Origin of the sequence: Cobetia sp. 1AS1 (genome assembly GCF_029846435.1) — a bacterium.
Taxonomy (GTDB): Bacteria; Pseudomonadota; Gammaproteobacteria; order Pseudomonadales; family Halomonadaceae; genus Cobetia; species Cobetia amphilecti.
In genome coordinates, this window is the sequence record NZ_JARWKU010000005.1 from 45,125 (window position 1) to 70,198 (window position 25,074).

22 protein-coding genes are annotated in these 25,074 nt (G+C 64.5%); 14 read left to right on the top strand and 8 right to left on the bottom strand.

The window, feature by feature from the left end; genetic code table 11:
• Window positions 1-195 precede the first annotated feature (195 nt).
• The 5 genes from QD280_RS10230 (at window position 196) to QD280_RS10250 (ending at window position 4,997) form a co-directional block, all read left to right on the top strand.
• Window positions 196-1,170 (top strand): ABC transporter substrate-binding protein, encoded by a 975-nt coding sequence (locus QD280_RS10230; protein WP_279839150.1) that lies wholly within the window; start codon window positions 196-198, stop codon window positions 1,168-1,170.
• Window positions 1,171-1,601: 431 nt separating this feature from the next.
• Complete coding sequence (locus tag QD280_RS10235) at window positions 1,602-2,459, top strand: amino acid ABC transporter ATP-binding protein (protein ID WP_279839151.1); 858 nt, start codon at window positions 1,602-1,604, stop codon at window positions 2,457-2,459.
• Between the two features lie 79 nt (window positions 2,460-2,538).
• Complete coding sequence (locus QD280_RS10240) at window positions 2,539-3,444, top strand: transporter substrate-binding domain-containing protein (protein ID WP_279839154.1); 906 nt, start codon at window positions 2,539-2,541, stop codon at window positions 3,442-3,444.
• Between the two features lie 82 nt (window positions 3,445-3,526).
• A complete protein-coding gene (locus QD280_RS10245; RefSeq protein WP_215823720.1) occupies window positions 3,527-4,246 on the top strand; it encodes an ABC transporter permease subunit in 720 nt (239 codons plus the stop codon).
• Window position 4,247: 1 nt separating this feature from the next.
• Window positions 4,248-4,997, top strand: coding sequence for an ABC transporter permease subunit (locus QD280_RS10250; RefSeq protein ID WP_279839155.1), 750 nt, complete (start codon window positions 4,248-4,250; stop codon window positions 4,995-4,997).
• A 205-nt stretch (window positions 4,998-5,202) separates the two neighbouring features.
• On the opposite strand, the gene QD280_RS10255 is transcribed toward QD280_RS10250, so the two are convergent.
• Window positions 5,203-5,880 (bottom strand): TetR/AcrR family transcriptional regulator, encoded by a 678-nt coding sequence (locus QD280_RS10255; protein ID WP_279839156.1) that lies wholly within the window; start codon window positions 5,878-5,880, stop codon window positions 5,203-5,205.
• A gap of 267 nt (window positions 5,881-6,147) precedes the next feature.
• Between QD280_RS10255 and QD280_RS10260 the strand changes: the two genes are divergently transcribed.
• Entirely contained in the window at window positions 6,148-7,359 is a 1,212-nt protein-coding gene (locus tag QD280_RS10260; protein ID WP_279839157.1) for an HlyD family secretion protein, read from the top strand.
• Between the two features lie 2 nt (window positions 7,360-7,361).
• The gene (locus QD280_RS10265) at window positions 7,362-8,951 is read left to right on the top strand and encodes a DHA2 family efflux MFS transporter permease subunit (RefSeq protein WP_279839158.1); all 1,590 of its coding nucleotides are present in this window, start codon (window positions 7,362-7,364) and stop codon (window positions 8,949-8,951) included.
• Between the two features lie 123 nt (window positions 8,952-9,074).
• Here QD280_RS10265 and QD280_RS10270 read toward each other — a convergent pair whose 3' ends face one another.
• The 4 genes from QD280_RS10270 to QD280_RS10285 form a co-directional block, all read right to left on the bottom strand.
• Window positions 9,075-10,553, bottom strand: coding sequence for a 4Fe-4S binding protein (locus tag QD280_RS10270; RefSeq protein ID WP_279839159.1), 1,479 nt, complete (start codon window positions 10,551-10,553; stop codon window positions 9,075-9,077).
• Window positions 10,554-10,596: 43 nt separating this feature from the next.
• Complete coding sequence (locus QD280_RS10275; protein ID WP_279839160.1) at window positions 10,597-11,457, bottom strand: FTR1 family protein; 861 nt, start codon at window positions 11,455-11,457, stop codon at window positions 10,597-10,599.
• 126 nt (window positions 11,458-11,583) lie between these two features.
• Window positions 11,584-11,949 (bottom strand): cupredoxin domain-containing protein, encoded by a 366-nt coding sequence (locus QD280_RS10280; protein ID WP_279839161.1) that lies wholly within the window; start codon window positions 11,947-11,949, stop codon window positions 11,584-11,586.
• A 156-nt stretch (window positions 11,950-12,105) separates the two neighbouring features.
• On the bottom strand, window positions 12,106-12,666 hold the full coding sequence (locus tag QD280_RS10285) for an iron transporter (protein WP_279839162.1): 561 nt from the start codon (window positions 12,664-12,666) through the stop codon (window positions 12,106-12,108).
• Window positions 12,667-12,887: 221 nt separating this feature from the next.
• Here QD280_RS10285 and QD280_RS10290 point away from each other — a divergent pair, with 221 nt between their 5' ends.
• The gene (locus QD280_RS10290; protein ID WP_279839163.1) at window positions 12,888-15,251 is read left to right on the top strand and encodes a GNAT family N-acetyltransferase; all 2,364 of its coding nucleotides are present in this window, start codon (window positions 12,888-12,890) and stop codon (window positions 15,249-15,251) included.
• A gap of 356 nt (window positions 15,252-15,607) precedes the next feature.
• Window positions 15,608-17,074, top strand: coding sequence for an aminoacyl-histidine dipeptidase (locus QD280_RS10295; RefSeq protein WP_248379790.1), 1,467 nt, complete (start codon window positions 15,608-15,610; stop codon window positions 17,072-17,074).
• 117 nt (window positions 17,075-17,191) lie between these two features.
• Here the strand turns inward: QD280_RS10295 and QD280_RS10300 are convergent, their stop codons facing one another.
• Together QD280_RS10300 and QD280_RS10305 are read right to left on the bottom strand one after the other, a co-directional pair.
• Window positions 17,192-17,605: a hypothetical protein gene (locus QD280_RS10300; protein ID WP_279839165.1), complete on the bottom strand. Its 414-nt coding sequence runs from the start codon at window positions 17,603-17,605 to the stop codon at window positions 17,192-17,194.
• Between the two features lie 390 nt (window positions 17,606-17,995).
• Complete coding sequence (locus QD280_RS10305) at window positions 17,996-18,583, bottom strand: type 1 glutamine amidotransferase domain-containing protein (RefSeq protein ID WP_043333235.1); 588 nt, start codon at window positions 18,581-18,583, stop codon at window positions 17,996-17,998.
• Between the two features lie 216 nt (window positions 18,584-18,799).
• Here QD280_RS10305 and rmuC point away from each other — a divergent pair, with 216 nt between their 5' ends.
• From rmuC to QD280_RS10330, 5 genes are all read left to right on the top strand, one after another.
• A complete protein-coding gene (gene rmuC / locus QD280_RS10310; RefSeq protein WP_279839166.1) occupies window positions 18,800-20,674 on the top strand; it encodes a DNA recombination protein RmuC in 1,875 nt (624 codons plus the stop codon).
• Between the two features lie 345 nt (window positions 20,675-21,019).
• Window positions 21,020-21,316, top strand: a complete 297-nt coding sequence (locus QD280_RS10315; protein WP_043333233.1) for a DUF2282 domain-containing protein — start codon at window positions 21,020-21,022, stop codon at window positions 21,314-21,316.
• A 110-nt stretch (window positions 21,317-21,426) separates the two neighbouring features.
• A complete protein-coding gene (locus QD280_RS10320) occupies window positions 21,427-22,353 on the top strand; it encodes a DUF692 domain-containing protein (RefSeq protein WP_249330415.1) in 927 nt (308 codons plus the stop codon).
• Window positions 22,350-23,156 (top strand): DNA-binding domain-containing protein, encoded by an 807-nt coding sequence (locus QD280_RS10325; RefSeq protein ID WP_279839168.1) that lies wholly within the window; start codon window positions 22,350-22,352, stop codon window positions 23,154-23,156. The genes QD280_RS10320 and QD280_RS10325 overlap by 4 nt, the downstream gene beginning before the upstream one ends.
• A 77-nt stretch (window positions 23,157-23,233) precedes the next feature.
• Entirely contained in the window at window positions 23,234-23,707 is a 474-nt protein-coding gene (locus QD280_RS10330; protein ID WP_279839170.1) for a DoxX family protein, read from the top strand.
• Between the two features lie 135 nt (window positions 23,708-23,842).
• On the opposite strand, the gene QD280_RS10335 is transcribed toward QD280_RS10330, so the two are convergent.
• Window positions 23,843-24,955, bottom strand: a complete 1,113-nt coding sequence (locus QD280_RS10335) for a phosphatase domain-containing protein (protein WP_279839171.1) — start codon at window positions 24,953-24,955, stop codon at window positions 23,843-23,845.
• Window positions 24,956-25,074: the final 119 nt, after the last annotated feature.

The window sequence follows — 25,074 nt, forward strand, 5'->3', positions numbered from 1 at the left end:
TCCAACGAATCAATCGCTTGTCACGCAGCCCGCGGCGCAGCAGGGCGGAGAAGACACAAGCGCCGACAACGACAACGACAACGACAACGACAGCGCCGTGAGCGATGGACACGCACGACGACCGCCATATACGAAGCCTTTCAGCCCCGACAACAACAAGGCCCGGCGCGACCGGAACCGACAAGGAAAGACACGATGACCACCACCCCGTACCCCCTGACATGTACGACGAAGCACGGCGCCCGCCGTGGTCTGCTTGCCCTCGCGACCCTGCTGCTCGGCACGGCTAGCCTGGCAGCCTCGGCCCAGGACAAGGATGACGAGCTGACGCTGATCGTGCCGCCGTGGCCCGGCGTCACCGTCAAGAGCGAGATCGTTGCCCAGATCCTCGCTCCGCTGGGTTACGACGTGGAGCGACAGGAAGTCAGCTCCACCGTCGGCTACAACACCCTGACCACCGGCGACAGCGACGCCTTCCTCGCTGGCTGGCTGCCTGCTCAGAAAGACAGTTATGACGCGGCCATGGCCGCCGGCGCGATCACCGATCTCGGCAACAACGTCACCGGCGCCCGCATGGGCTTCGCGGTGCCGGGCTATGTCTACGAGGCCGGCATCCACAGCGCCGCGGACCTTGCCGCCCACGCCGAGCAATTCGACGAGACCGTCTACTCCATCGAAAGCGGCTCCACCGTCAGCGACATGCTCAATGGCGCCATCGACAATGATGTCTATGGCCTGGGCGACTGGGATGCGATGGAGTCCTCGACGCCCGGCATGCTCAGCGAGGTGCGTGCCGCCCAGCGCGAGCAACGCTGGATCGCCTTCTACGGCTGGACACCGCACTGGATGGTGCCGGAATTCGACACCCATATCCTGGAGGATCCGGAGTCGGTGTTCGGCCCCGACAATGGCGCCAGTGACGTCAAGACCGTCGTGCGCACCGCCTACGCCGAAGCCAATCCCAACCTCGCCCGCTTCCTCGATCAGCTGGTCTTCAGCTCCGAAGAGCAGAGCGGCTTCATCCTCGACTACAGCCTGAAGGAGCGTGACCTCGATGAGGTGGCGCACGACTGGCTGGCCGCCAATCCAGACCGGCTGGCGAAATTTCTCGCCGACGTGACCACGCGCGATGGCGAGGATGCCCTGGCCGCCGTGAAGGCCAGCCTGTGAGGCTGACCTAGCCTTGCTGCCGCCTTGACGGCCTTGACGGCCTGGGCGGGCGCCGAGGGATGGCTCCCGCCCATGGCCTCGTATTGCTTGAGCCTCGTAGCGCCCAGGCCACGTCGCGTCCAGGGCGCGCAATCCGTGAACCACGACCCTGCTTGCCATGCCTCTGGCGTGGAAAATCGCAATGTGGAACGCCTCTTGCTATACAAGTGTATCAATAGTCGTTCGCTCGATTGCAGCTCGATCGCCGATTGCGCAGCCCGCCGCGGCAAGACAGGCCTCATCCGCGCATCGCCCGTCAGGCCCGGCAGCATCACGCCGCACCAGCAGGGTGCGTCACGCCGCTAGCGGCTGCACGATCGCCCATTTCACGCCAGCCACAGCCACCCACTTGTGAGTCGCTCATGACTATCTCGCCCTCGAACGTATCTCCCATGACCCGCTCGAAGAATGCAGACAGTGACGGCATCTCCCAGCCTCCGCAGGCGCGCCCGGACGCCAAGGCAAGACCCGCACGCGCTGCCTCGAATCGGGTCGTCGTCGAAGCCAGCAACATCGTCAAGCACTACGGTGATCTGGCGGTGCTGCACGACGTGTCCTTGCGCGTGAAGGAAGGCACCGTCACCACCATCATCGGCGCCAGTGGCTCCGGCAAGAGCACCTTGCTGCGCTGCATGAACCTGCTCGAGCGCCCCGACCGGGGCGAGCTGTCGATCGCCGATGAGCATGTGCGCTTCGACCGCGACAGCCGTGGCGGCCTCATCGGGCTGGATCGTCGTCAGATCCAGCGCCTGCGCTCCAAGGTCACCATGGTCTTCCAGCAGTTCAATCTGTGGCCGCACCTGACCGTGCTCGGCAATGTCACCGAGGCGCCGATGCGCGTGAAGGGCATGTCACGCCGCGAGGCGACGCGTATCGCGGAGCACTATCTGGAACGTGTCGGCATGCTGGAACGCGCCGACAGCTATCCGGCCTTTCTCTCCGGCGGCCAGCAGCAGCGGGTCGCGATCGCGCGTGCGCTGGCGATGGAGCCGCGCGTGCTGCTCTTCGATGAGCCGACCTCTGCGCTGGACCCGGAGCGGGTCAGTGAAGTGCTCGGCGTCATCCGCAGCCTCGCCGATGAGGGCCGCACCATGCTGATGGTGACCCACGAGATGGCCTTCGCCAGAGAAGTCTCCGATCAGATCGTGTTCCTCGATGAGGGTAGGGTCGGCGTGGCCGGAAGCCCGGCGGAGGTCTTCGAGCAGACCGAGCACGAGCGCTGCCGCCGCTTCATCGCACCGGCCGCCTGAGCTCCGCCTGTATCACCCCGGCATGGACCTCCCCGCCATGACGTAGATGGACCCACAACAACAGCCAGGAGATGGCCTGATGACCTTGATGAACGATGCTGGATTCGCTGCCAAGACACCTTCACTGACCGCGCGCGGAACGCCTGCCTCTGATTCCACTTCCACCTCTGCTCTTTTCACCTCTGCTCCCACCTCTGCGCTGCGCAAGCTGGCCGGCGCCCTGATGATGGGGGGACTGGCGGTGGGTGGACTGACGCTGGGCGCCGCTCAGGTGCATGCCGCCGACACCCTCAAGATCGGTATCTCCGCGGAACCTTATCCGCCCTTCACCTACACCTCCGCCAGCGGCGAGTGGACCGGTTTTGAAGTGGAGCTGGCCGAGGCGATCTGTGACGCCATGCAGCGTGAGTGCGAGATCACCCCGACCGGCTGGAGCGGCATCATCCCTTCGCTGAAGGCCGGTCGCATCGACATGATCATGAATTCGATGACCATCACCAAGGCCCGCGAGAAGGTCATCGACTTCAGCATCCCCTACTACAACTCGCCCGGCGCCTACGTGGCCGCCAAGGATCTCGAACTCGAGATTCCGGACGGCCTCGACGGCAAGATACTCGGCACCCAGGCGGCGACCACCCACGCCAACTTCGCGCGTCGAGCGCTGCGCAGCACTGGCGTCGATGTGCGTCTCTATGACCAGCAGGAGCAGGTCAACAGTGATCTGCTGTCCGGGCGCGTGGACGTGATTCTGGCCGACGAGATCGCCATGAGCGCACTGGTCAAGCGTGACGAGGCCAGCAACTTCGAGATCAAGGCGACCACGCCGCAGCACGAGGCCTACGGCATCGGTGCCGGCGTCGGGGTACGCAAGGAAGATGGCGCGCTGAAAGAGGCGCTCGATGGCGCCATCCATCAGGTCTATGCGGACGGCACCTGCACGGCGCTCTCGAACAAGTACTTCGATACCGACGTCTGCCTGGGCTGAGCCTGCGCGTGCTGGCCGGCCGGTCAGCACGCCTCGCGTATCGCATCCGCCATTTCCTACTGATACGAGAAGGACGCCGATCATGTCCCAGTTCGCCCAGGAAGGGCTCGCCGATTGGGCGGCCCCGATACTCGCCGGCGCCGTCACCACCCTGCAGATCGCCTTCGCCGCCTATGCCATCGGCTTGCTGCTCGGGCTGGTGGGGGCGGCGTCACGACTCAGCCCCTGGGCGCCGCTGCGCGCGCTGGCCACCAGCTATTCGACGGCCGTGCGCGCGGTGCCGGAACTGCTGCTGATCATCCTGCTGTACTACGGCGGCTCCCAGGCGCTCACCGCCTTGATGAACGCGCTGGGTATCGCGGGCAAGGTCGAGATCAGCGGCTTCGTCACCGCCGTCGGCGTACTGGCCTTCGTGCAGGGCGCCTACATGACCGAAGTCTTTCGCGGCGCCATCCTGGCCATTCCCAAGGGCCAGCTGGAAGCGGCCGATGCCTACGGCTTCTCGCCCATGGCGCGCTTTCGCTACATCACGCTGCCGGGCATGTTGCCCAACGCACTGCCGGGCATGTCCAACTTGTGGCTGATCCTGATCAAGGACACCGCCCTGATCAGCGTCATCGGCTTCAGCGAGCTGTTCTTCACCGTGCAGCAGGCGGCCGCCAGCTCGCGCGCCTACTTCCTGTTCTACAGCGTGGCGGGGCTGCTCTATCTGCTGATGACCCTGACCTCGAGCGCCGCGTTCAGTCGTCTGGAGCGCTACGTGCGCCGCGGCGAACCCGATATTTCAGCCCAGGAGGCGTGACATGGATTTCAGCTGGTTATCGGACCCCTATTATCAGGAATCGCTGTGGACAGGGTTGGTCAATACCCTGGTGCTGCTGGTGGTGTCGGCCGTGCTCGGCTTCACGCTGGCGGTCGGCATGGCGATGGCGCGCATCAACGGCCCCAGGCCGCTCGCCTGGCTGGCCAGCGGCGTTTCCATCGTGATGCGTGGCACGCCTCTGCTTGTGCAGCTGTTCTTCTTCTATTACGGCATCGGCCGGCTGCTGGAGGGCATTCCCGGCATCCGCGAGAGCATGTTCTGGGGCATCCTGCGTGATCCCTTCTTCTACGCCACCCTGACCTTCACGCTCTCGGTGGGCGCCTACACCGGTGAGGTGCTGCGCGGGGCGCTGCTCAGCGTGCCGCCCGGTGAGCGGGAAGCGGGGCGCGCCTTCGGCATGGGGCCGTTTCAGGTCTTCAGTCGCCTGTGGCTGCCGCGCGCCATCCAGCTGTGCCTGCCGACCCTGACCGGCGAGATGATCCTGCTGCTCAAGTCGGTGCCGCTGGTCTCGACGATCGCCATGATGGACCTGCTGCAGGTCGCCAACATCATCCGCGACGAGAACTTCCTCACCTACGAGCCGCTGCTGTTCATCGGCGCCATCTACCTCGTGCTGACCATCCTGCTGACCCTGTGTCTGCGTCAGGTCGAACTCAACTTCCCCGGCGTACGCGCCCAGGCACGCAGCGGCGGGTGGTTGGCGCGCCTGCGCCAGCCAAGGCCCGCCTGAGGCCACTCGCCTGGCGGCCATCGCTGATTTCCCGCAGAAAGCACACAAAGACGCCGAGTCAGTCGACTCGGCGTCTTTGTGTCTGTGGGCCGATGATCAGGCACCGAAGCCAGCAAGCTTTCTAACTGGCACCGAAACCTGCCAGCTTTCTAACTTGCACCGAAGCCAGCAAGCTCTCTAACTGCCCCCGAAGCCAGCAAGCTTTCTAACTGGCACCGAAACCTGCCAGGAATACGCGCACACAGCGTCTGACATGTGGGCAGAGTTGTTCGGGACTTGCGGTATCGGGTGGGCAGCCGAGCAGGGCGTCGACATGCAGCGGGTTGAGCAGCATGCCGGTGAGCAGGTTGGCGGCGGCCAGCGGTTCCTGGCCGAGGCCGGTGGACGGCAGGTGGCCCTGGGCGACCTGACGCGACAGGTAGCCTGCCAGGCGTTGTCGGGTCAGCTTGGGGCCGTTGTCGAGGAACAGCTTGCCGAGCTGCGGGTTGCGGCCGCTTTCGAAGGCGAGGCCACGGAACAGGCGGATCAGTTCCGGCGCGAGGGCCAGCGCCAGCATCGCCATGCCGAAGTCTTCCAGCGCTTCCTCGACGCTGCGTGTCTCGTTGGCTTCGTGGTCCATCACCGACCACACCGTCTGCGCCTCCTGCTGCATCACGGCCAGAAACAGGCCGTCCTTGTTGCCGAAATTCCGATACAGCGTTGCCAGGGAGCCGCCTGCCTCGCGAGCAATCTCATTGATGCTGGTCGCGGCGTAGCCATTTTGCAGGAAGTGTTCTCTGGCGACTTCCAGCTGGCGCTTGCGGCGTGCTTCCCCGCGTGGCGAGGCGCGAGTACCTGCTGTCTCCGTAGCGCTGGCAGTCTCTTGCGGGGTTGAATCGGTCATGGGCGTGTCCTGGATGGGAACCGTGAAGCAGCCTGAATCAGTCAGAGTTGCGGTTTTGCGAACGGGGCGCGATGTCTCGTGAAACTGTCGAGGCCACATCAATGAAGTGTAGTATTTATTACACTTAGTGGCGATGCAAGACGGAGCACATGTCCCGGACGGGCACGGGGGTTGCGACGGATGTTGCGACGGATGTTGCAACCGGCGTTCTCATCGTCAGACGAATGTCACGCCTGTCATTGGCAGGCAGCAAGAGAGAATCGCTCAATGAACAAGGCAGGCAAGAGTGTCGTGGCACTCGTCGTCGTGGCTGGCGTGATCGCTGGCGGAGTGATGGGGCTTGAATGGTGGCGTGTCGGTCGCTTCATGCAGGAGACAGACAATGCCTACGTGAAGGCCGACAGCGTGCCAATCCGTTCCGAGATCACCGCGCGGGTCACACAGGTGCTGGTGCACGACAACGAGCCGGTGAAAGCCGGGCAGCTGCTGATTCAGCTCGACGATGGGGATGCCCGGGCCAATCTGGATCAGGCCGCGGCGGCGTTGGACAACTCGCGTACCGGCGAAGCCCAGGCTGCGAGCCAGCTGACGCTGCAGCAGGCCAGGATCGATGAAGCCAAGGCGGCACTGGAGTCTGCCAAGGCCGAGCGTGATCAGGCGGCGTTGCACCTCAAGCGCTCCAAAAGCCTGGAAAGTCGCAGCTATGCCTCGCGTCAGTCCTATGAAGATGACCAGGTGACCATGCGAACCGCCGAGGCGAGCGTTGCCCAGAAGCAGGCCGCGCTGGTGTCTGCCCGGCAGCAGCTTGAGGTCTACAAGGCCCAGCAGGACGCCGCGCGTGCCGAGGTCGTCTCGTCAGCAGCGGACCTGGCCTACGCGCGTCATCAGTTGGAGAAGACCTCGATTCGTGCGCCGCGCGATGGCGTGGTCGGCAATCGCAGTGTCGAGGTGGGCACCATGGCCAGTTCGTATCTGACGCTGATGCAGCTGGTGCCGGTGCAAGATGCTTATGTGGTGGGCAACTACAAGGAAACCCAGACCGAGCGCATGCGCGTCGGTCAGCCGGTTAGCCTGGTGGTGGATGCTTACCCGGATATCGAGTTCAAGGGCGTGGTGGATAGCCTCTCGCCGGGCACCGGTACCCAGTTCAGCCTGTTGCCGACCGACAATGCCACCGGCAACTTCAACAAGATCGTCCAGCGGGTGCCGGTACGCATACGCCTGACGGGCCCTGCGGATGCGTTGCCGCGTCTGCGTGCCGGGCTCTCGGCGATTCCGAGCATCGATACGCGTGAGCTGCCGGATACGGGTACCTATGCCGCAGCGGCTGATTCCTCCGACGCGCCCGAATCTGCGCTGAATGGCTCTTCTACAGCGCCCGAACCCGCTCTGAATGATTCCTCCCAAGCGCTTGAACCTGCGCTGAAAGCAGTCACGACTGCGTCGATCGTTGCCAATGATATCCGTGAGGCACAGTGAGCATGGCTGAGGCAACGCAGACAGCGGCCTCCGGTGCGGGTGACATGCCGTCGCGTACCCAGCAGATCGGTTTCATTGCGGCGGTGTTCGGCATGTTCATGGCGATTCTGGATATCCAGATCGTGGCCAGCTCACTCAATGAATTGCAGGCGGGGCTGTCGGCCAGCCAGGAACAGATTTCCTGGGTCCAGACGAGTTATCTGATCGCCGAGATCGTGATGATTCCGCTCTCCGGCATGCTGGCGCGTATCTTCTCGACCCGCCTGGTGCTGACGGTCTCGGCGGTGGGCTTCACGCTGGCAAGCCTCGGGTGCGCGCTGTCGACGTCGCTTGAGACCTTGATCGTGCTGCGCGCGCTGCAGGGCTTCATGGGCGGGGCGATGATTCCGCTGACCCAGGCGGCCAGTTTCTCTATCTTCCCGCGGCGCATGATGGGCAGCATCCAGGCAGTGATCGGCCTGGTTGCTACCATGGCCCCCTCCATCGGTCCGTCCGTCGGTGGCTATATCACCGAACACATGAGTTGGCATTGGCTGTTTCTGGTCAACCTGGTGCCGGGAGTCATCGTCGCCACGCTGGTGTGGCGCAATCTGGATATCGACAAGGGCGACCGCCAACTGCTCAAGCGTCTCGATATTCTCGGACTGTCGATGATGGCGGTCTTCCTCGGCAGCCTTGAATTCGTGCTCGAAGAGGGGGCGGGTGATGACTGGTTCGCCAGTTCGCTGATCCTGTTCTGGACGGTCATCTGCGGGCTTGCGGCCATCGGGTTCTTCTGGCGCACGCTGACCATCGACAATCCGATCGTCGATCTGCGTGTCTTCAAGGACAGAAACTTCGCATTGGGGGCACTGGTCGGCTTCTGGATCGGCGTGGTGCTCTATGGGCTGGTCTATCTGGTGCCGCTGTATCTGGGCACGGTCGCGGGCTTTTCCAGTGTGCAGATCGGCGATGTGATGTTCGTCAGTGGTGTGGTGATGTTCCTGATGGCACCGCTGGCCGGCAAGCTCTCCGACACGATCGACCTGCGCCTGATGCTGTGCATCGGCCTGGTGCTCACTGGCATCGGTACCGGGCTCAACATGCACCTGACATCGGCATCAGGCTACAACGCCTTCTTCTGGCCACAGGTGATTCGGGGGGCTGGGCAGATCATGGTGCTGTTGTCGGTCTCGCGCCTGGCGCTGGGCCGGCTGTCAGCACATGACGTCGGCAACGGCAGTGGTCTGTTCAACGTGATGCGCAATCTGGGCGGCGCGGTGGGGCTGGCGCTGATCGACACCATCCTCGAGCTGCGTGAGGACTATCACTGGAATCAGTTGATCGGAGCGGTGGATCTCGGGCGTCAGGAGGTGGTCGATCAGCTCATCTCTTACCAGCTGAGTCTCAACAGTCTTGCTGATCCATTGCGGGCGGGTGTCGGCATGATTGCCCAGCGCATCAGTACTCAGGCCGAGGTGCTGTCCTACGACAACCTCTTCCTGTGGCTTGGGACGGTCTATGTGGTCGGCAGCGTCGTCGCCTTCCTGTTCCGCAAGCCGGAGCCACATCCGGCCCCCGCCAAGACGGACAAGCCTGTGCTTGAGGACTGATCGTGCTCGTGAAGAATGACAGCTGAGTCGTGACAGCGCTTGAACGCTGAACGCAGAAGGCCCGCCGATCGGCGGGCCTTCTGCGTGGGGGCTTTACGACAGGTGCCTGTCGAAAGAGCGGCCTTACCAGCCCCAGAACATCAGGTACCAGATGGCCAGTGCTGGCAGAAAAGCGACCGCGACACTGGCAGTTCCGATGACGCGTGACACCTTCCCCGCCAGCTGGCCGCTGTTGCGCTGCTCACCGGTGATGCGCCAGGCAAGGCGTAATCCCCACAGGCATGCCAGTGCCAGCAGGGTGGCGCGCAGGTCATTGGCCCACAGCAGGTTGATGCCATCACCACGCAGCAGCGTCATGGTGGTGGAGGAGAGGCCAAGGAAGACGCCAAGCCCGCCCAGCGGGATCAGGCTCAGCGACAGATGCCACATGCGTGACAGCGTGGCCTTGCCGCCCATCAGCAGGTTGCCGACCAGCAGTGGCACACTGGTGATGGCGCCCAGCAGGCAGCCACCGGCCACGATCCACGCCGTGATCAGGCCGCCGTCGAGCAGATTGAAGACGTCGTTGTGCGCAGGATAGTTGGTCAGTATCCACGCGGGCAGCGAGGTCGTCAGTGCCCACATCATGTCGTGCTCGATCAGCCATACGGCCAGTTGCTGCTTGAGGGCAACGAACCACGGGCTGGCGCTCCAGCTGAAGGCGCCGATGGCGACGCCGAGCAGACCGAACACCAGTACCGAGTAGTGGGTGAAACGCACCGGCTGCGGCGGCTCGACGAGCTCTGCGCCCGGTGCGCGCCATTCCAGCTGCATGGCACCCTTGTAACCGCTGCAGCGACCACAGACGTGGCAGTCACCGGCACTGTCGAGCTGCTTGAGGGGAATCAGCGGCGCGCAGTCAGGGGCGTGCGTGCGCACGGCGTTCCCCTCGCGTATGGCCTGATTGTGCGCCGTCCACTGGGCCTGGTCGGTACGGAAATGCGTCGGCGACAGGCGGGCCAGCAGGTTGAAGACACCATTCACCGGACACAGCTGGCGGCACCAGACGCGCGTGCCCTTGCCGTAGATGAGGCCGACGATGATGGCAGCCACCGTCGAGCCGCCCAGCACCACCAGCGCGCCAAGCGGGTACTGATAGACACTGGCCAGCTGGCCATAGAGCGTCGTGCCGAGGAAAGCCACGAAGGGCCAGCCGCCCCAGCGCATCCAACCGGGAATCGGTCGGCCGAGGCCGATACGGCTGGCGGCCTCGGTGAGGGTGCCTTCTGGGCAGAAGACGCCGCACCATACACGCCCCATCAGCACCATGCTGATCAGCACGAAGGGCCACCACAGCCCCCAGAACACGAACTCGGCAAATACCGTCAGGCTGGTGAGTATGTGGGCCTGGTAGTCCGGCAGTGGCAGCAACGCAGGCACGACCAGCAGGAAGGCATAGATCCCCACTACCAGCCATTGGATCAGCTGAATCAGTCCACGACGCTGCTGCATCGCCTGTCCGAAGCGCGCGATGCGCGTGCCCCTGGCATTTCGCGCTGCACCCGCATCGCTGGCGATGATGTCAGGGACACCGCCATGGGGGCGTGAGCCGCAATTAGCCATGAATGCTTCCTCTTTCTTCTGTTCGCTGGCTCGCAGGCAGTTCTCAGCTACGGGCGCGGTTGGCCAGCTGATTGCGCTGGTCCTTGCGCTCGACCTTGCGCTGACGCTTCATCAGACTGATCACGATGGCCCAGTAGGCGGCATAGCCCAGCACCATGGTGGTGGCAGGCCAGGCGCGATAACCGGCGAAGGTCGCCAGCAGGCCACCGAGTCCACTGCCGTCATCCAGCAGCCAGCTGGAATCCCACAGCGGGTCCATGCCGGCCGGCAGATAGCCCAGGCCGATCAATTGCTCAAGCCCGGACATCAACAGTGAGGCGGCCAGCAGCAGCAACAGGATTTCGGTGACACGGAAGAACAGCTTCCAGGAAAACAGCCGCGACCCCAGCTGCAGTGCCATGAAGGTCGCCACGGCCAGCGCGAAGCCGATCCCGGCGGCGAGAGAGAAGCTGCCGATACCCCCGGACTGCAGGCTGGCGGCGCCCATGCCGTAGAGGAATACCACCGTTTCCGCGCCTTCACGCGCCACGGCGATGGCCACCAGAATCGCCACGCCCCAGTAGCTGCCGGAAGAGACGGCATTGGCCAGCCCGCTCTCGAGTTCAGCCTTGAGGGTGCGGCCCTTGGTGCGCATCCACAGCACCATCTGGGTGATCAACAGACAGGCGACCAGCACCAGTGCTGCCTGGAAGACTTCCTGTGCGGTGCCGGTCAGCCAGGTATTGGCACCCATGAGGGCAGCACCCATCAAGCCGGCCAGTACCAGGCCGGCGACGACACCACCCCACAGGTAGCGAAGGCCTGCGCGTGTGCCGGACTGCACCAGCCAGGCATGCATGATGCCGACGACGAGAATGGCTTCGACGCTTTCGCGCCAGACGATAAACAGGACCTGATCAAACATGGCGGGACTCTCGGGAGCAGCGGGCAGGCGCAAGGGGCTGCGGGGCAGTTCGCGCACTGGCAGGGAAGAGATGGGGATTGCGGCTGAGGCTGAGGGCGACGTGCGTGATGGACATGAAGATATGCATCAGTCCGTGGCGATGACCTTGCCGCGGGCATCCGGCAGGTGGAAATCATCGAAGTAGTCGTAGCTACCGGCCCGCAGAGGATGGATGACCACGAAGGACTTCACGCCCGGCGCCAGCACCTTTTCCTTGCGCAACGAGTTGCTCTCGAACTCGGCGGGCGTGTTGCCGGCGTTGTGCAGCTGGATGACGAACTTCTCGCCAGCCTTCACCTTCAGCACTTCCGGCTTCAGGGTGCCATTCTCGAGGGTCAGGTCGTAGGAAGGCATGTCAGAGGCGGCTGCCAGGCCCGAGGGCAACAATGCAGGCAGCAGAATGGCGAGCAGAGGGATGAGTCGCAGGACGCTCAGGCGACGGGACAGACGCATGGAAGGCTCCAGGTCAGTGAAGTGGACAAGCCGGGCATCGTAAGCTGCAGGCCATGGCGCCGGTGATCAAGCGACCAATGGCCGCAGGTGCAGTCATCAGCACCGGCGGCCATTGGCAGGATCTCATGAGGCGCGCGTCTCGGCGCTGAGGGTGGCTCAGTAGCCGCCCTTCTTGCCGACACCGGCATAGACGAAGTCGTAGTCGGTGGTGATGGTATCCGGCCATTCAGCGACACCGGTTTCCTTGTCGACATGGCGTGGCATGTCCGGATGCTGGATCTCGAAGGTCAGGTGATACTTGCCCGGACCATCCAGTTTGACGTTCTCGCCGTAGTGAGTGCCGTCATTGGCGATCATCGGCACCAGCTTGCCTTCGATCGGCGTGTCGCTGCCGGACTTGGTCAGGGTGTAGTGAATGCCCAGATACGGAATCCAGTCACCCGGCGCGAAGCCGTTGTCATTCTCCATCAGCGCGTGGATATCGGCTTCCAGATGGACGTCTGCCTTGTCGGCCGGCAACTTGCCCTGCGGGGACATGACGACCGGTTGCAGATAGACGGCAGCGATTTCCATGCCACCTTCCTTGGCCGGCGTACCGATCGGGTATTCCAGTGCAAAAGCCTGGCCGGCCACGAACGGTGCCGCCAGACTCATGGCGATCAGCGCAGGCTTGAGCGCGCGGGATAGCGTGGTAGTGACGGTGTGGCGTTGCGACATGGGAATGGCTCTTGTTGGGAGGAATCAGCAGCTCATTATCCCGATAAGTTTAAATATAACCATTCTCAACAATGCGCCGCGTGCGTTGCTCATGTTGCAACGGGGTGTTTTTGTATATGAAATATGTCTTAACTAGCGATATGCGCCCAAAGATGTTTGTTCTCTCCAGAAACCGTCCCCCCTGCTGGTCTGCAGTGGCGGCATGCGGCATGCTGCGCGCCATGACAACGACTTCTCTCGAACCCGATATGCCGATGGACCTTTCCGACCTTCGGCAGTGGTGCCGGACACTGCATGCACGACTTCTGGCGGAGCAGACGCGCGGCTTGCTGTGGATCAGTGCCGCAAGCGTCGCACATGAGCGTGCATTGGCACTCTGCGATGTCTGGCCGGATGGCGGCCTGTCGCCATTGTGGCTTGGGGCTGGCGTGGAACTGGCGTCATCGAATTCGATTTCCCCACGTCAGTTGCCGATGGCCAAGGCCGCCACTCAGCTGGGCGGAGAGCAGTCACTGGTCATCTTCGATGCGTTGGAGAGCGGTCTTGACCCTGATGCCTTCGGCGCCGTCTCCGGTACGCTGAAAGCCGGCGGGTTGCTGGTGTTGCTGACGCCGGACGAGTGGGGTGTCCGGAAGCCTTGTCCGCTGCCGGACGATGATTATGCGCGTCTGGCGCATTGGCCGATGACGCGAGAGCAACTGACGGCCCGTTACCTGGCGCGTGTTGCGCGACGCTTGCAGCAGGACACGACCGTCGTGCGGTGGGCGGAGAACGAGGCGTTGCCGGGTGACCCCGTTTCGAACCCGACTCCGGCGCAGCCCGAGGGCTGTACGGCGGGCATTCCTGATCGTGATTGCCTGACGCAGGATCAGGCCGAGGTGGTCGCTGCACTGGCTTCACTTGCGCCAGAGTCGCCGCTGGTGATCAGCGCGGATCGAGGGCGTGGCAAGAGCGCCGCGCTGGGCATAGCCGCTGCGCGCTGTCTGGCGGCGGGGGAGGATGTCTGGCTGACGGCGCCACGCCCTGCGGCGGTCAGCGCGATCTTCGCGCGGCTGGCGGCCCTGCTGCCCCGGGGGCAGCGCGAGGGCAATGTCTTCCGGCTGCCGGCGGCTCATTCTCTCTCTCAGGCCCAGGCTGGGCAGGCGGAGGACGATACGGCTTCCGGCAGCGAGCTGCGTTTTCTGGCGCCGGATGCCATCGAGGCGGCTCGCCTCGCCTGTCACGATGAGGTGCTGCCGCGGCTGTTCGTCGATGAAGCCGCTGCCATCCCCACGCCATTGCTGAAAGGCTATCTGGCGCATTTCCCGCGCATCGCCTTCGCCACCACCGTGCATGGCTATGAAGGCACCGGGCGCGGCTTCCAGTTGCGGTTTCGCCATCATCTCGAGCGCCAGTGTCCCGGCTGGCAGGCGCTGGAGATGACGACGCCCGTGCGCTGGGCGCCCGGCGACCCGCTGGAAGCATTGACCGATGACCTGCTGCTGCTCTCGGCGCAGCCGCCTGAGCTGCCTGAGCCATGCGCGAAGAATGCTCAGCAGTGGCTGGAGGGCTGCGACATTGTCGTACTGGAGCGTGATGCATTGGCGCGTGACGAGGCGGCGTTGCGGCAGCTGTTCGGCCTGCTGGTGCAGGCGCATTACCGCACCACACCGGCGGACCTGCGCCAGCTGCTCGACACGCCGGGGCTCACGCTGACGGCGATTCGTCAGCGAGACGTCACGACTGGGCGTGATGCCTGGCTGGGGGTGGTGGCCGCCGTCGAGGAGGGCGGCTTCCCGGCGCCCCTGGCGCATGACATCTGGTGCGGCAAGCGGCGGCCGCGGGGGCACCTGCTGGCACAGTCGCTGGCGGCGCATGCAGGCCACCAGGGCGCCGCCGAGGCCCGCTGGTGGCGGGTGCTGCGTATCGCGGTGCATCCCGCGCTGTGGCGGCGTGGTCAGGGCGCGCGCTTGCTCCAGGCGCTGGAGCAGCAGGCGCTGGCGGCAGGCGTCACGCGGCTCGGCACCAGCTTCGGGGCCGAGGCCGATCTGGTCGCCTTCTGGCTGGCGCAGGGCTTCGTGCCGCTGCGCATGGGCCTCAAGCGCGATGCCGCCAGTGGCGAGCACGCGGTGATGATGGGCAAGGCCATCGGCGAGAGCGGGAGTGGCGCATCTGCGCCGCGCGGGCAGTTGGCGCAGGATGCCTTGCTCGGCGCGCTGCAGCAGGACTTCCAGCGCCTGCTGCCCAGCCTGCTCACCCATGAGCTGCACGGCTTGCCGCCCGCCTTGGTCGACAGGCTGCGGCAGCGAGGAAGTGAGGCAGATCTGGCCACGCTGACGCCAGCCGCATGCGCGCAGCGACTGGGCTGGTATCGCCGTGGTGGCGGGGGGCTGGCGCTGGTGCGGCCGTGGCTCGAGGCAGCACTCGAGGCCTGTGAGCCTGCACGACTCGATGAGGCGTCACGTCACGGATTGGTGCTGGCGCTGGGCGGACAGGATGCGCCTGCCTTCGTCAGCTGGGCCGAGGGGCAGGGCATCGTGGGCCGCAAGGCGCGCGATCGCTGGTGCCGAGCGGCCGCCGGGCGCCTGATCGAACAGAGCGAATGACAAGGCCGTCTGACAAGCTCATCTGACATGAGCATCGGTCAAGCCTGTCTGACAAGAGCAGAGCGGCCGGGCGCGGCTCAGAGGCCCGGAATGCCGATCGGGCCGGGCATGTCAGGAATCGGCGAGCAGCCACTCAGCATCAGCAGGCCGGCAGTGGCGGAGATGGCGGTCAGCAGCAGTAGTCGACGAGGCATAAAGGCTCCGATGAGGGTGAGGAATGGCATGCAGCTGTCAGCAGGGTCGTGATTGTCATCCTTGCATATTCGAAGTCACTGATCGATAGGTGTCGACAACCACTAGCCACGCCCGTCCGCTGTTCCGTATGCTCATTGATGACAAGAACAGGAATCTTCGCCATGAATGAGCATATCGATACGTTGGACCCCGCCATCCTCTGGCGTCATTTCCGCACTCTGTGCAATATCCCGCGCCCGTCCGGGCATGAAGCCGCGCTGGTGGCCTATCTGATCGACTGGGCCGAAGCGCGTGGTCTCGCCCATGATCGCGACGCTTTCGGCAACCTGCGTCTGCGCAAGCCCGCCACCCCCGGCCACGAGAGCGCAGCGGGCATCGTGCTGCAGGGCCATCTCGACATGGTCGCCCAGGCGGCCAGCGACAGTGATCACGACTTCACCCGTGATTCCCTCGACACCTACTTGGAAGACGGCTGGCTCAAGGCGCGCGGCACTACTCTGGGGGCCGACAACGGTCTCGGCGTCGCGGCGGCGCTGGCCGTTCTCGAAGACGACAGCCTCGTGCACGGCCCGCTGGAAGCGCTGTTCACCCTCGAGGAGGAAACCTCGATGGGCGGCGCGCTGAATCTGGCCGAGAACTGGCTGGAAGGGCGCTACCTGCTCAATCTGGATTCGGAAGACCGCGGTCAGGTCTATATCGGCTGTGCCGGTGGCGCGGACATCAATGTCGCCCACGAGTTTGCCACTTCCTCTCTGAAGGATGCCGAAGCGGAGCTGGAGCTGACCATCGGCGGCCTGGTCGGTGGCCATTCCGGGCTCGATATCCATCGTGGGCGCGGCAATGCCAATCGCCTGATGTCACGCGCGCTGGTCGCGCTGGCCGAGTTCAAGCCGCGTCTGGTCAGCTGGTCTGGCGGTACGCTGCGCAATGCCTTGCCGCGTGAGGCCACGGTCGGCGTGGTGATCTATGACGAGCGCGTCGCCGCCGCGCGCCAGCGCCTCGCGGACTTCGAGGCCCAGATTCGCGATGAGCTGCGCGAGACGGACCCGGATGTCTCGCTCAGCGTGACCCGCGGCAATGCCGAGAATGCGCTGTCCGTCGAGGACACCCAGCGGCTGGTCGCGGTGCTGGATGCCGCGCCCTACGGGGTCGAGCGCATGAGCGCGGCGGTGGAAGGCGTGGTGGAAACCTCCAACAACCTCGGCGTGGTGCAGCTGCGCGAGGGGCGTTTCCATCTCTGCGCGCTGGTGCGCTCGCTGCGTGATGATGCCGTGACCATGATGGAGCAACGCATTCGTGGGCTCTTTGCGCTGATCGGCGCGACCACCGTGGCCGAGAATGCCTATCCGGGCTGGCAGCCGGCGCCGGATGCGCAGCTGCTGGCGCGCTTCTGCAGCCTGCACGAGAGCGTCACCGGCCGAGCGCCGGAGATCAAGGTCATCCATGCCGGACTCGAGTGCGGCATCCTGGGGGCCAAGTATCCCCAGCTCGAGATGATCTCCTTCGGGCCGCTGATTCGCGGTGCCCACTCGCCCAGCGAGCGGGTCGAGGTCGAGTCGGTCGGTGAATTCTGGCAGGTGCTCAAGGGCCTGATCACCGAACTCGCCGAGCCTGCCAAGGCCGCTTGAGCAACTCTCAGGCAAGACTCGTCACGTAGACGAACGACGCCCCCGCAGGTCAGCCTGCGGGGGCGTCGTCATTTCTGGGCATCAGGCGCTGGCTTGGCGTGATGAGAGTGCGCAAGCTCAGTTGATATTGATGCGGATCGCCGGAATGCCGATGCTCACGCCGTTATGGTAGCGGCGTATGCCATGCCGACCGGAGTCACGGTTCTGGTATAAGTACGGGCGGTAGCGGTCGTGTTCATGGCGCCCATGCTGATAGTGGCGGCGCTTGGGAACATGGCGGCGGATGTCATGGCGCGAGTGATGGCGCTCCACGCGTGGCTCGTCGAACATCCTGAGGTGGCGGCGCTTGATCGCCTCGTGGCGACTGTGCGGCGTGCTGTGGCGCTCGCTGTGCTGGCCCTGCGCGCGATGGCGGTCATCCGCGGCGACCAGCGTCGGCGTGGCGAGCATCAGCGTCAGTCCCAGAAGTAAGGAGGGCAGCAGGGAAGTCAGCGGAGAGTGAAGGGCTGTGGTCAAGGTAGAGATATGCATGGGGCGGTCTCCCGTATGGTCGGTCAGTCACCCAAGAGGATCCTTGTCGTCAGAATATCGTGTCGCAGCGCCTTTTACGAAAGGCGTTCGCTAATGTCTCCGTGCGTCGCTTGTCGTGTTGTTGTGGAGCTGAGTTGTCCAGATTGCGTTGCCTGTAGCGTAAGTGGTTGCTCGCAATGAGGTTCTGGGATGCACGGCTGCAGAATGGCCAACGAACCTCGGAGATGAGGGGTTCAGCCAGTGCTGCGAGGACACTTCACTTCTGCCGCCAAGGCACCGGATTGCGCCCTTGAGACAACGAAAACGCCCCTGCCGAAGTGGCAGGGGCGTCTGTCTGTTCAAGCTTCAAAGCGTGCGGCTGTCTAGCTTGCGGCTCTCTGGCTTGCGGCCTCAGGCGTGCTGATGCTGGTGCTTGCCTTCGGCCAGTTCCTCGAGCAGCTTGGCGTTGAACGCATCAAGGTCTGCAGGCTTGCGGCTGGTGACCAGCGCGCTGTCACACACCACTTCGCTGTCCTGCCACTCGGCGCCGGCGTTCTTCAGGTCCTGTGCGACGGAAGGGAAGGAGGTCATCTGACGGCCTTCGACGACGCCGGCATCGATCAGGATCCACGGCGCGTGACAGATGGCGGCGACCGGCTTGTGGGCCTGGAAGAAGCTGCGCACGAAGCTCAGTGCGCTCTCGTCCTGACGCAGGGTGTCCGGATTGAACAGGCCACCCGGTAGCACCAGGCCGTGATAGTCGTGTTCGCTGGCATCGCTGAGCGGGGTGTCGACCTGATACTTCTCGCCCCAGTCGGTTTCGGCCCAGGCGCGAATGCCGTCTTTCTCCGGCGAGACGATGTCTACCTCGACGCCCGCCTCCTGCAGTGCGGCACGCGGCACCGCGAGCTCGGATTCCTCGAAGCCATGGGTCGCGAGAATGGCCACGCGCTTACCTTGCAGTTGTTGACGTGTCTGCTGATCGGTCTGCTGTGTCATGCGAATCTCCTTTCCGTGCTTCGGCTCTTGCGAGCGTGTTGGGCAGAGAAGTGGTGAATTCTGCTCTCGGCGTGCGTCACTCATCGTGGTGAGCACTGCACGCTGATGGCAGGCAATTCCCGTCCTTTCGTGCCCTGACACTCAAGACATGGATGCGCGATACTGACTTTCAAGGGGGGTGACCCCGCTGCGTTTTCACAGGCCATGGAGTGCCCGATGTCGCTGCTTTCTGAATCTTCCGCCGTGATGTGGTTGCTGGTCGGCGTGCTGTTGATGCTGTCGTTGGCCCTGGGGCTGGGCTGGCGGCGAACCCGCGAGCAGCTCCATGCCCTGCAGGAGAGCAGTGAGGAGGAGCAGCAGTCGATGCAGCAAGCGTGGCAGGCCTCGCTGGACGAGTCGCGTGAGCGCCAGCAACAGGCCGAGCAGCGAGCGGCCTTGATCGAGCAGCGTGCCGCACTGGATGGGCAGCAGGCGGAGCAGCAGCAACGCTATCTGAGCCAGTCGCTGGAAGAGGCGCGCCAGGCGCGCGATGCCCTGACGGAGCAACTCGCCACGCTGCGCGAATCGCTGCAGGGGCGTCTTGATGAACAGTCACGCGCCCTGAGTGAGCAGCAGACGCTGGCGCGCAGCCTGACCCGCCAGCAGGAAGTGCTGGAGGCGCAGCTGCTGGAGCGTGAAGAGCGTCTCGAGACACTGAGCGAACGCTACGCCGAGCTGCGCGAGACGCATGCCTCGCTGGTGACGCGCCAGCGTCAGGAGGCCAGCCATCACGAGCAGCAGCTGGCATTGCTCAACGACTCGCGCGAGCGCCTGAGTCAGGAATTCGAGCAGCTGGCGGGCAAGGTGTTCGAGGAGCGCCAGCAACGCTTCACCGCCGCCAGTGGCGCCCAGCTCGAGCAGCTGCTCAAGCCGTTTCGTGAGCAGGTCGGCGACTTCCGTCAACGCCTCGAGCAGCTGCATGGCGAGGAGGTACGTGAGCGCACCAGCCTCAAGAGTCAGCTCGACCAGCTGGCGGGGCTCAATCGCCAGATCACCGAGGAGGCGGCCAACCTGTCGCGGGCGCTCAAGGGCGACAGCAAGATGCAGGGCAACTGGGGCGAGATGATTCTGGAGACCGTGCTGGAGCGCTCCGGTCTGCGTGATGGCATCGAGTTCAAGCGCGAGGTGTCGTTCACCGGCGAGGGCGGACGCCAGCGTCCGGATGCCATCGTCTACCTGCCGGACAACAAGCATCTGATCATCGATGCCAAGGTCTCGCTGACCGCCTACACCGAGTACGTCAACGCCGAGGACGACGTGACGCGAGCACGCGCGCTGCGTGCGCATCTGACCTCGGTGCGTGGCCATGTCACCGGGCTTGCGCGGCGCAACTATCCCGCCATCGAGGGGCTGGGCTCGCCGGACTTCGTGTTCCTGTTCCTGCCGATGGAGCCGGCCTTCGCGCTGGCCTTCGAACACGATGACAGCCTGTTCCAGGACGCCTTCACCCAGGGCGTGGTGATGGTGACGCCGACCACCTTGCTGGCCAGTCTGCGCACCGTGGCGAGTCTGTGGAGCCTGGAGCGTCAGAACGACAATGCGCGCGTGATCGGGGAGCGCGCGGGAGCGCTGCTTGACAAGTTCCGCGGCCTCGCCGAATCCCTAGAGGAGCTGGGCACTCAGCTGGGACGCACGCGCGAGGCGCATGATACCGCCATGAAGCGGCTGGCCAGCGGGCGCGGCAATCTGATCAGCCGGGCCGAGGAGCTGCTGGAACTCGGCGCGCGCATGAAGAAGCCACTGCCGGAAGCGCTGGTGCGCCAGTCGCGCGACACCCTGCATCAACCCGAGCAGGCGCTGGGTCAGCCGCCGACATCCGCGCCGTCGGCGCTTGATCGCCAGCCCGCGTCCGAACAGCCTGCCAGTGAAGAAGCGCCTGCCAGTGAAGAAGCGGCGGCCAGTGAAGGCCAGGATGTCGACGGAGCGCCGGGCGCCGAAGTACCGGGTGCCGAAGCACTGGACACAGAGACACTGGACACCGAGTCAGGGCAGGCGCCTGCGTTGCTCTCGCGTTGGGAGCTCATGGAGCGCAAGTGGCAGGGCGATAGCTGATCGGCCTCATCGCCTGCAGCACTGCAGGCAGCCGTTGCGACTGACGTTACGAAAACGTTGCGACATGCCCTCAGACAGCAGATGACAGTCGACGCCAGCGGCCCCTATATGGGGCCGCTGGCGTTTGCATGGAGAGGTCAACGCAAGCGCGGGGTATCGTTTCCGCATGCGATGAGGGGAGTGCGGTCAGCGCGATATTGTCGAGTCGCGGCAAGAATTTCGATCTTTTCTGCATCCATCTCCCCAAGCCCCCCGTAAGTTGGATTGAGCCCGCAGCGCAGGGGTGAAAGTGATAGATAAATAACGTTTGGCTCATTAAAGAGCATTTTCTCAGGAGATGTGCCCATGTCTACCAAGACGAACAAGTCCGCCAAGACCGCTTTTGCCCTGGCCTCCGCACTCGGAACCGCTGTCGCTCTGTCTACCGCTGTCGTCTCCCTCCCGGCCCACGCGGCCGGCATGGAAAAGTGCTACGGCGTGTCGCTGGCCGGTGAGAATGACTGCGCCGCTGGCCCGGGCACTTCGTGTGCCGGGACTTCCACCGTCGATTATCAGGGCAATGCCTGGAAGCTGGTTCCGGAAGGCACCTGCACCTCCATCGAGACGCCGAATGGCACCGGCAGCCTGGAAGAGATCAAGTAAGCATCACGCCTCGGGGCTGGCTCGGACTTTCCCGAGCATCCCCCCGAACTTGACGTCCGGTGGCCTGGCGCCACGCCTCCACCGGACGTTCGCCGCCTCGAGAGGTCTTCATGCACCAGCCATCCCCTTCCTCCGGCAGTCCGGATTTCGGTACGGCCTATCCGTCCCTCGACGAGATGGCCGTCGGCATCAGCCTCAAGGCGCAGCATGTGCGTGAGCTGATGTCGTCGCGCCCGGCGCTGGGGTTTCTCGAGATTCATGCCGAGAACTACATGGGCGCCGGCGGGGCACCCCATGCCCGGCTGGATGCGTTGCAGGAGTATCCGCTCTCGATTCATGGTGTCGGCCTGTCGCTGGCATCGGAGCGCCCGCTGGATGCCATGCATCTGGCGCGCCTCAGAACGCTCTGCGAGCGTCATCCGCCCACCAGCGTATCAGAACACCTGGCCTGGGCCGGCCATAGCGGCCACTTCTACAACGACCTGCTGCCGGTACCGCTGACGGACGCGATGCTGGCACGGGTCAGCGATAACCTGATGCAGTTGCAGGACACCCTGGGCCGTCAGGTATTGATCGAGAATCCCGCCCACTATCTGCGTTTCGATGCGCGCGAGCTGGGGGCGGAACTGATTCCCGAGACGCATTTCCTCACTCGCCTGGTCGAGCGCAGTGGCTGCGGACTGTTGATCGACGTCAACAATGTCTTCGTCTCGGCGCACAACATCGGGATCGATCCTGCGGCCTGGCTGGAGTCCATTCCGGGCCACGCCGTCGGGGAGATCCATCTGGCGGGGCATGGCGAGGACTCGCGTGAAGGCCTGCTGATCGACAACCATGGCGCGCCGGTCTGCGATGAGGTCTGGGCGCTGTATGCCGACTTCATCAATCGCATCGGGCCGCGTCCGACGCTGATTGAGTGGGATACCCAGGTGCCGGCGCTGGAGGTATTGCTGGGGCAGACCACGCGCGCTCAGGCGTTGCTGCACAGCACACGGGCGCAGCAGCTGACGCGCTCCGGTATGGAGGGCGACCGATGACCTCTCTCGAGCGGCATGCCAGCGCTGAGCGCCAGCCCGACTGGCAGCGCGCCTTCATCGAGGCACTCACCCAGCCCGATGCCGCGCTTCTGGGTATCGAGGCAGGCCATCAGCAGCGCCTGGATGTCTATCGCAACAATGTCTGGGCCAGCCTGATCAGTGCGCTGGAAGAGGCCTATCCGGTGACCCGTCAGGTGGTGGGCGAGCGCTTCTTTGCGGCCCTGGCCCATGATCATTCCCGCCAGCATCTGCCGCGCTCACCGCTGATGATGGAGTACGGGGCCGGGCTTGCCGAGACCCTGCACGCGACCCTGACCACACTGGTCGAGACGCGTCAGGTGTCGGCCGCTCAGCTGCCGTTCTATGCGGTGGACCTGGCCCGCTTCGAGGCCGCTCGCCTGGTGGCCTACCACGCGGCGGACGCCGAAGCCCTGGTGCCGACTCAGCTGGCGGGACTGCCGCCCGCGGCGGTGATGGAACTCAGGTTCTCGGCGCACCCCGCGGCTTGTCTGCTGCACCTGGAGCATGCGGTGCTCGAGATCTGGCAGCGCCATCAGCATGCCGACGCGACGCTTGAAGGTCTGGCTATCGCGCGCCCGGAGCGGATCTTGATCACACGCCCGGCGCTGGAGGTGCAGGTCACGGTGCTGTGCGAAGCTGCTGCCTTGCTGCTCGAACTGCTGCTGGCGGGGCAGACGCTGGCGGACGCGGCAGCGCGGCTCGCGGACGCGCACCCCGAGCAGGAGCTGGGGCCGCTGCTGGCCCCCCTGCTGGCAAGTGGTGCCTTCCGCGCGCCGACCTGATCCTGCCTGGTTCTTTTCTGCTCGGCTCTTTCTGTTTGACCCTTCGCGCCCTGGCGCACCCTTGAGGAGGCCTCATCATGAGCCTTGAATCATCAACGACGCCTGCGGTTCGTACCGGTGTGGCGGGGCAGGTCCTGAAAGTGTTCGTCTGGCTGGAAAACCTGCGCATGGATGCGGTGCTGATCCTGATGCGCATCATCGTCGGCGCGGTATTCTTCATGTCGGCGCAGACCAAGGTCGACGGCTTCTCGATCAAGGACAGCACCTTCTTTCTGTTCGAGCATGAATACGCCTTGCCGCTGGTGTCGCCAGTGCTGGCCGCCTGGCTGGCGACCATTGCCGAGCACCTCTTCCCGGTGATGCTGTGGCTGGGGCTGGGGACGCGCTTCGCGGCGCTGGGGCTTGCCGTCATGACGCTGACCATCCAGCTGTTCGTCTATCCCCATGCTTGGGTGACCCACGGCTTGTGGCTCTCCAGCCTGCTGGTGCTGGTACTGCAAGGCCCGGGACGCCTGTCGCTCGATCAGCTGATTCGCTCACGCATCGCCTGAGGCCGTCATTCGGCAGAGTCGTTCGGTGAGGCAGATGTCAGTCGCGCGCAACGCAAGACGGAGACCCTGGGGGCTCCGTCTTGCGTTGTAGTACCGCGATAGTGCCAGCTATCTATCCGCTGACTAGCGAGGCGCTCAGGCCGGCTCGTCGGCGAGTTGATGCTCGATCTCGGCACGTACCATCTCGACGCTGGCGGCATCGATGTAGCCGTTGGCATGCGCGTGGTGCGCCATGTCGAGGCTATCGGTGCTCAACAGCATCACGCAGCCGAGGGCGGCCAGCTCCTCGCCGAGCCGGTCCAGCTCGGCCTTGCGCGAGTCCGAATCGCCTATCTGGCGAATGTAGATCGCGCAGATGCGACCGGGATAGCGGCGTACGACCTCGGCGTAGACTTCCGGGTCATGCTGGCCGCTGTCGCCGATGAGCAGGAACTGCATCTCGTCATACAGGCCGAGCATCTTCTCGATCAGCGCCTGCTTGTGGTCTTCGGAGCGTCTGGGCAGCGGGCGTTGCAGCGTCAGCCCCCACTCACGCAGAAACAGGATCGGCCCGACCGGAATGCGGTTGTGCTGGAAGAAGACCTCCAGCATCTCGTAGATGCTCCACGGACCACGCGATACATAGAGCAGCGGGCGCTGCTGCTGGCCGTCATCACCCTCATGGAGTGCCTGATAGAGCGCGGCCACGCCGGGGAAGGCGGTGCGGCGCTCGGCGGACTCGATGAACAGGCGGTAAAGCATCTTGAGCTTGTTGGCGACGCCGGTGTACATCACGGTGTCGTCGATATCGCTGATCACCCCGAGACGTGTGCTGATGGGCGGCAGATAGACCTGCGCCTCGCCTTCCACCGGAGGCTGCTTCGGCGGACACGCGGTGATGCGGGCGGTATGCCACTGGCCCTGGTGCTCCAGCGGCTCATCGAGCGGCAGATGCACGCTGAAGTAGCCATCGCGGTCGGTGATGGCGGTGGTGCGGTTGTCCCCCAGCGCGATCTCTACCTCGACGCCGCTCTTGCCCCAGCGCAGCATGCGACGACCGACATCCATCAGGTCGCGCCCGGCGCCGGGAGCCAGCTGACTGCGTGAGCCGGGCTGGCGGAAGATGCGCCCCATCAGAAAGGCTTCGCTATGCGAGCCGTAGCCACGATAGGCGTGAATGACGTAGCCATCCTTGCCCTGTGCGTGGCGCATGGGCTTGGCAGCCACATGCAGCAGCTTGCGTAGCAGACGTGTCAGCGGCAGTGACATGCAACCCTCCTGGTCGGTATCTGGCGGGCCTTCATGGCCACATGACAACGCCGCCTTTCGAGTCCCGCGTGTGCAGGGTCGAAAGGCGGCGTTCACACTGCGCGAATGCCTCGCGGCCC

Coding starts and splice junctions, on each gene's coding strand:
- QD280_RS10255 (WP_279839156.1), bottom strand. CDS start 5,880: ATGACCGATTCAACCCCGCAAGAGACTGCCAGCGCTACGGAGACAGCA.
- QD280_RS10335 (WP_279839171.1), bottom strand. CDS start 24,955: ATGTCACTGCCGCTGACACGTCTGCTACGCAAGCTGCTGCATGTGGCT.
- QD280_RS10330 (WP_279839170.1), top strand. CDS start 23,234: ATGAGCCTTGAATCATCAACGACGCCTGCGGTTCGTACCGGTGTGGCG.
- QD280_RS10315 (WP_043333233.1), top strand. CDS start 21,020: ATGTCTACCAAGACGAACAAGTCCGCCAAGACCGCTTTTGCCCTGGCC.
- QD280_RS10260 (WP_279839157.1), top strand. CDS start 6,148: ATGAACAAGGCAGGCAAGAGTGTCGTGGCACTCGTCGTCGTGGCTGGC.
- QD280_RS10285 (WP_279839162.1), bottom strand. CDS start 12,666: ATGTCGCAACGCCACACCGTCACTACCACGCTATCCCGCGCGCTCAAG.
- QD280_RS10265 (WP_279839158.1), top strand. CDS start 7,362: ATGGCTGAGGCAACGCAGACAGCGGCCTCCGGTGCGGGTGACATGCCG.
- QD280_RS10270 (WP_279839159.1), bottom strand. CDS start 10,553: ATGGCTAATTGCGGCTCACGCCCCCATGGCGGTGTCCCTGACATCATC.
- QD280_RS10295 (WP_248379790.1), top strand. CDS start 15,608: ATGAATGAGCATATCGATACGTTGGACCCCGCCATCCTCTGGCGTCAT.
- QD280_RS10320 (WP_249330415.1), top strand. CDS start 21,427: ATGCACCAGCCATCCCCTTCCTCCGGCAGTCCGGATTTCGGTACGGCC.
- QD280_RS10240 (WP_279839154.1), top strand. CDS start 2,539: ATGACCTTGATGAACGATGCTGGATTCGCTGCCAAGACACCTTCACTG.
- rmuC (WP_279839166.1), top strand. CDS start 18,800: ATGTCGCTGCTTTCTGAATCTTCCGCCGTGATGTGGTTGCTGGTCGGC.
- QD280_RS10280 (WP_279839161.1), bottom strand. CDS start 11,949: ATGCGTCTGTCCCGTCGCCTGAGCGTCCTGCGACTCATCCCTCTGCTC.
- QD280_RS10230 (WP_279839150.1), top strand. CDS start 196: ATGACCACCACCCCGTACCCCCTGACATGTACGACGAAGCACGGCGCC.
- QD280_RS10245 (WP_215823720.1), top strand. CDS start 3,527: ATGTCCCAGTTCGCCCAGGAAGGGCTCGCCGATTGGGCGGCCCCGATA.
- QD280_RS10300 (WP_279839165.1), bottom strand. CDS start 17,605: ATGCATATCTCTACCTTGACCACAGCCCTTCACTCTCCGCTGACTTCC.
- QD280_RS10290 (WP_279839163.1), top strand. CDS start 12,888: ATGACAACGACTTCTCTCGAACCCGATATGCCGATGGACCTTTCCGAC.
- QD280_RS10235 (WP_279839151.1), top strand. CDS start 1,602: ATGACCCGCTCGAAGAATGCAGACAGTGACGGCATCTCCCAGCCTCCG.
- QD280_RS10305 (WP_043333235.1), bottom strand. CDS start 18,583: ATGACACAGCAGACCGATCAGCAGACACGTCAACAACTGCAAGGTAAG.
- QD280_RS10325 (WP_279839168.1), top strand. CDS start 22,350: ATGACCTCTCTCGAGCGGCATGCCAGCGCTGAGCGCCAGCCCGACTGG.
- QD280_RS10275 (WP_279839160.1), bottom strand. CDS start 11,457: ATGTTTGATCAGGTCCTGTTTATCGTCTGGCGCGAAAGCGTCGAAGCC.
- QD280_RS10250 (WP_279839155.1), top strand. CDS start 4,248: ATGGATTTCAGCTGGTTATCGGACCCCTATTATCAGGAATCGCTGTGG.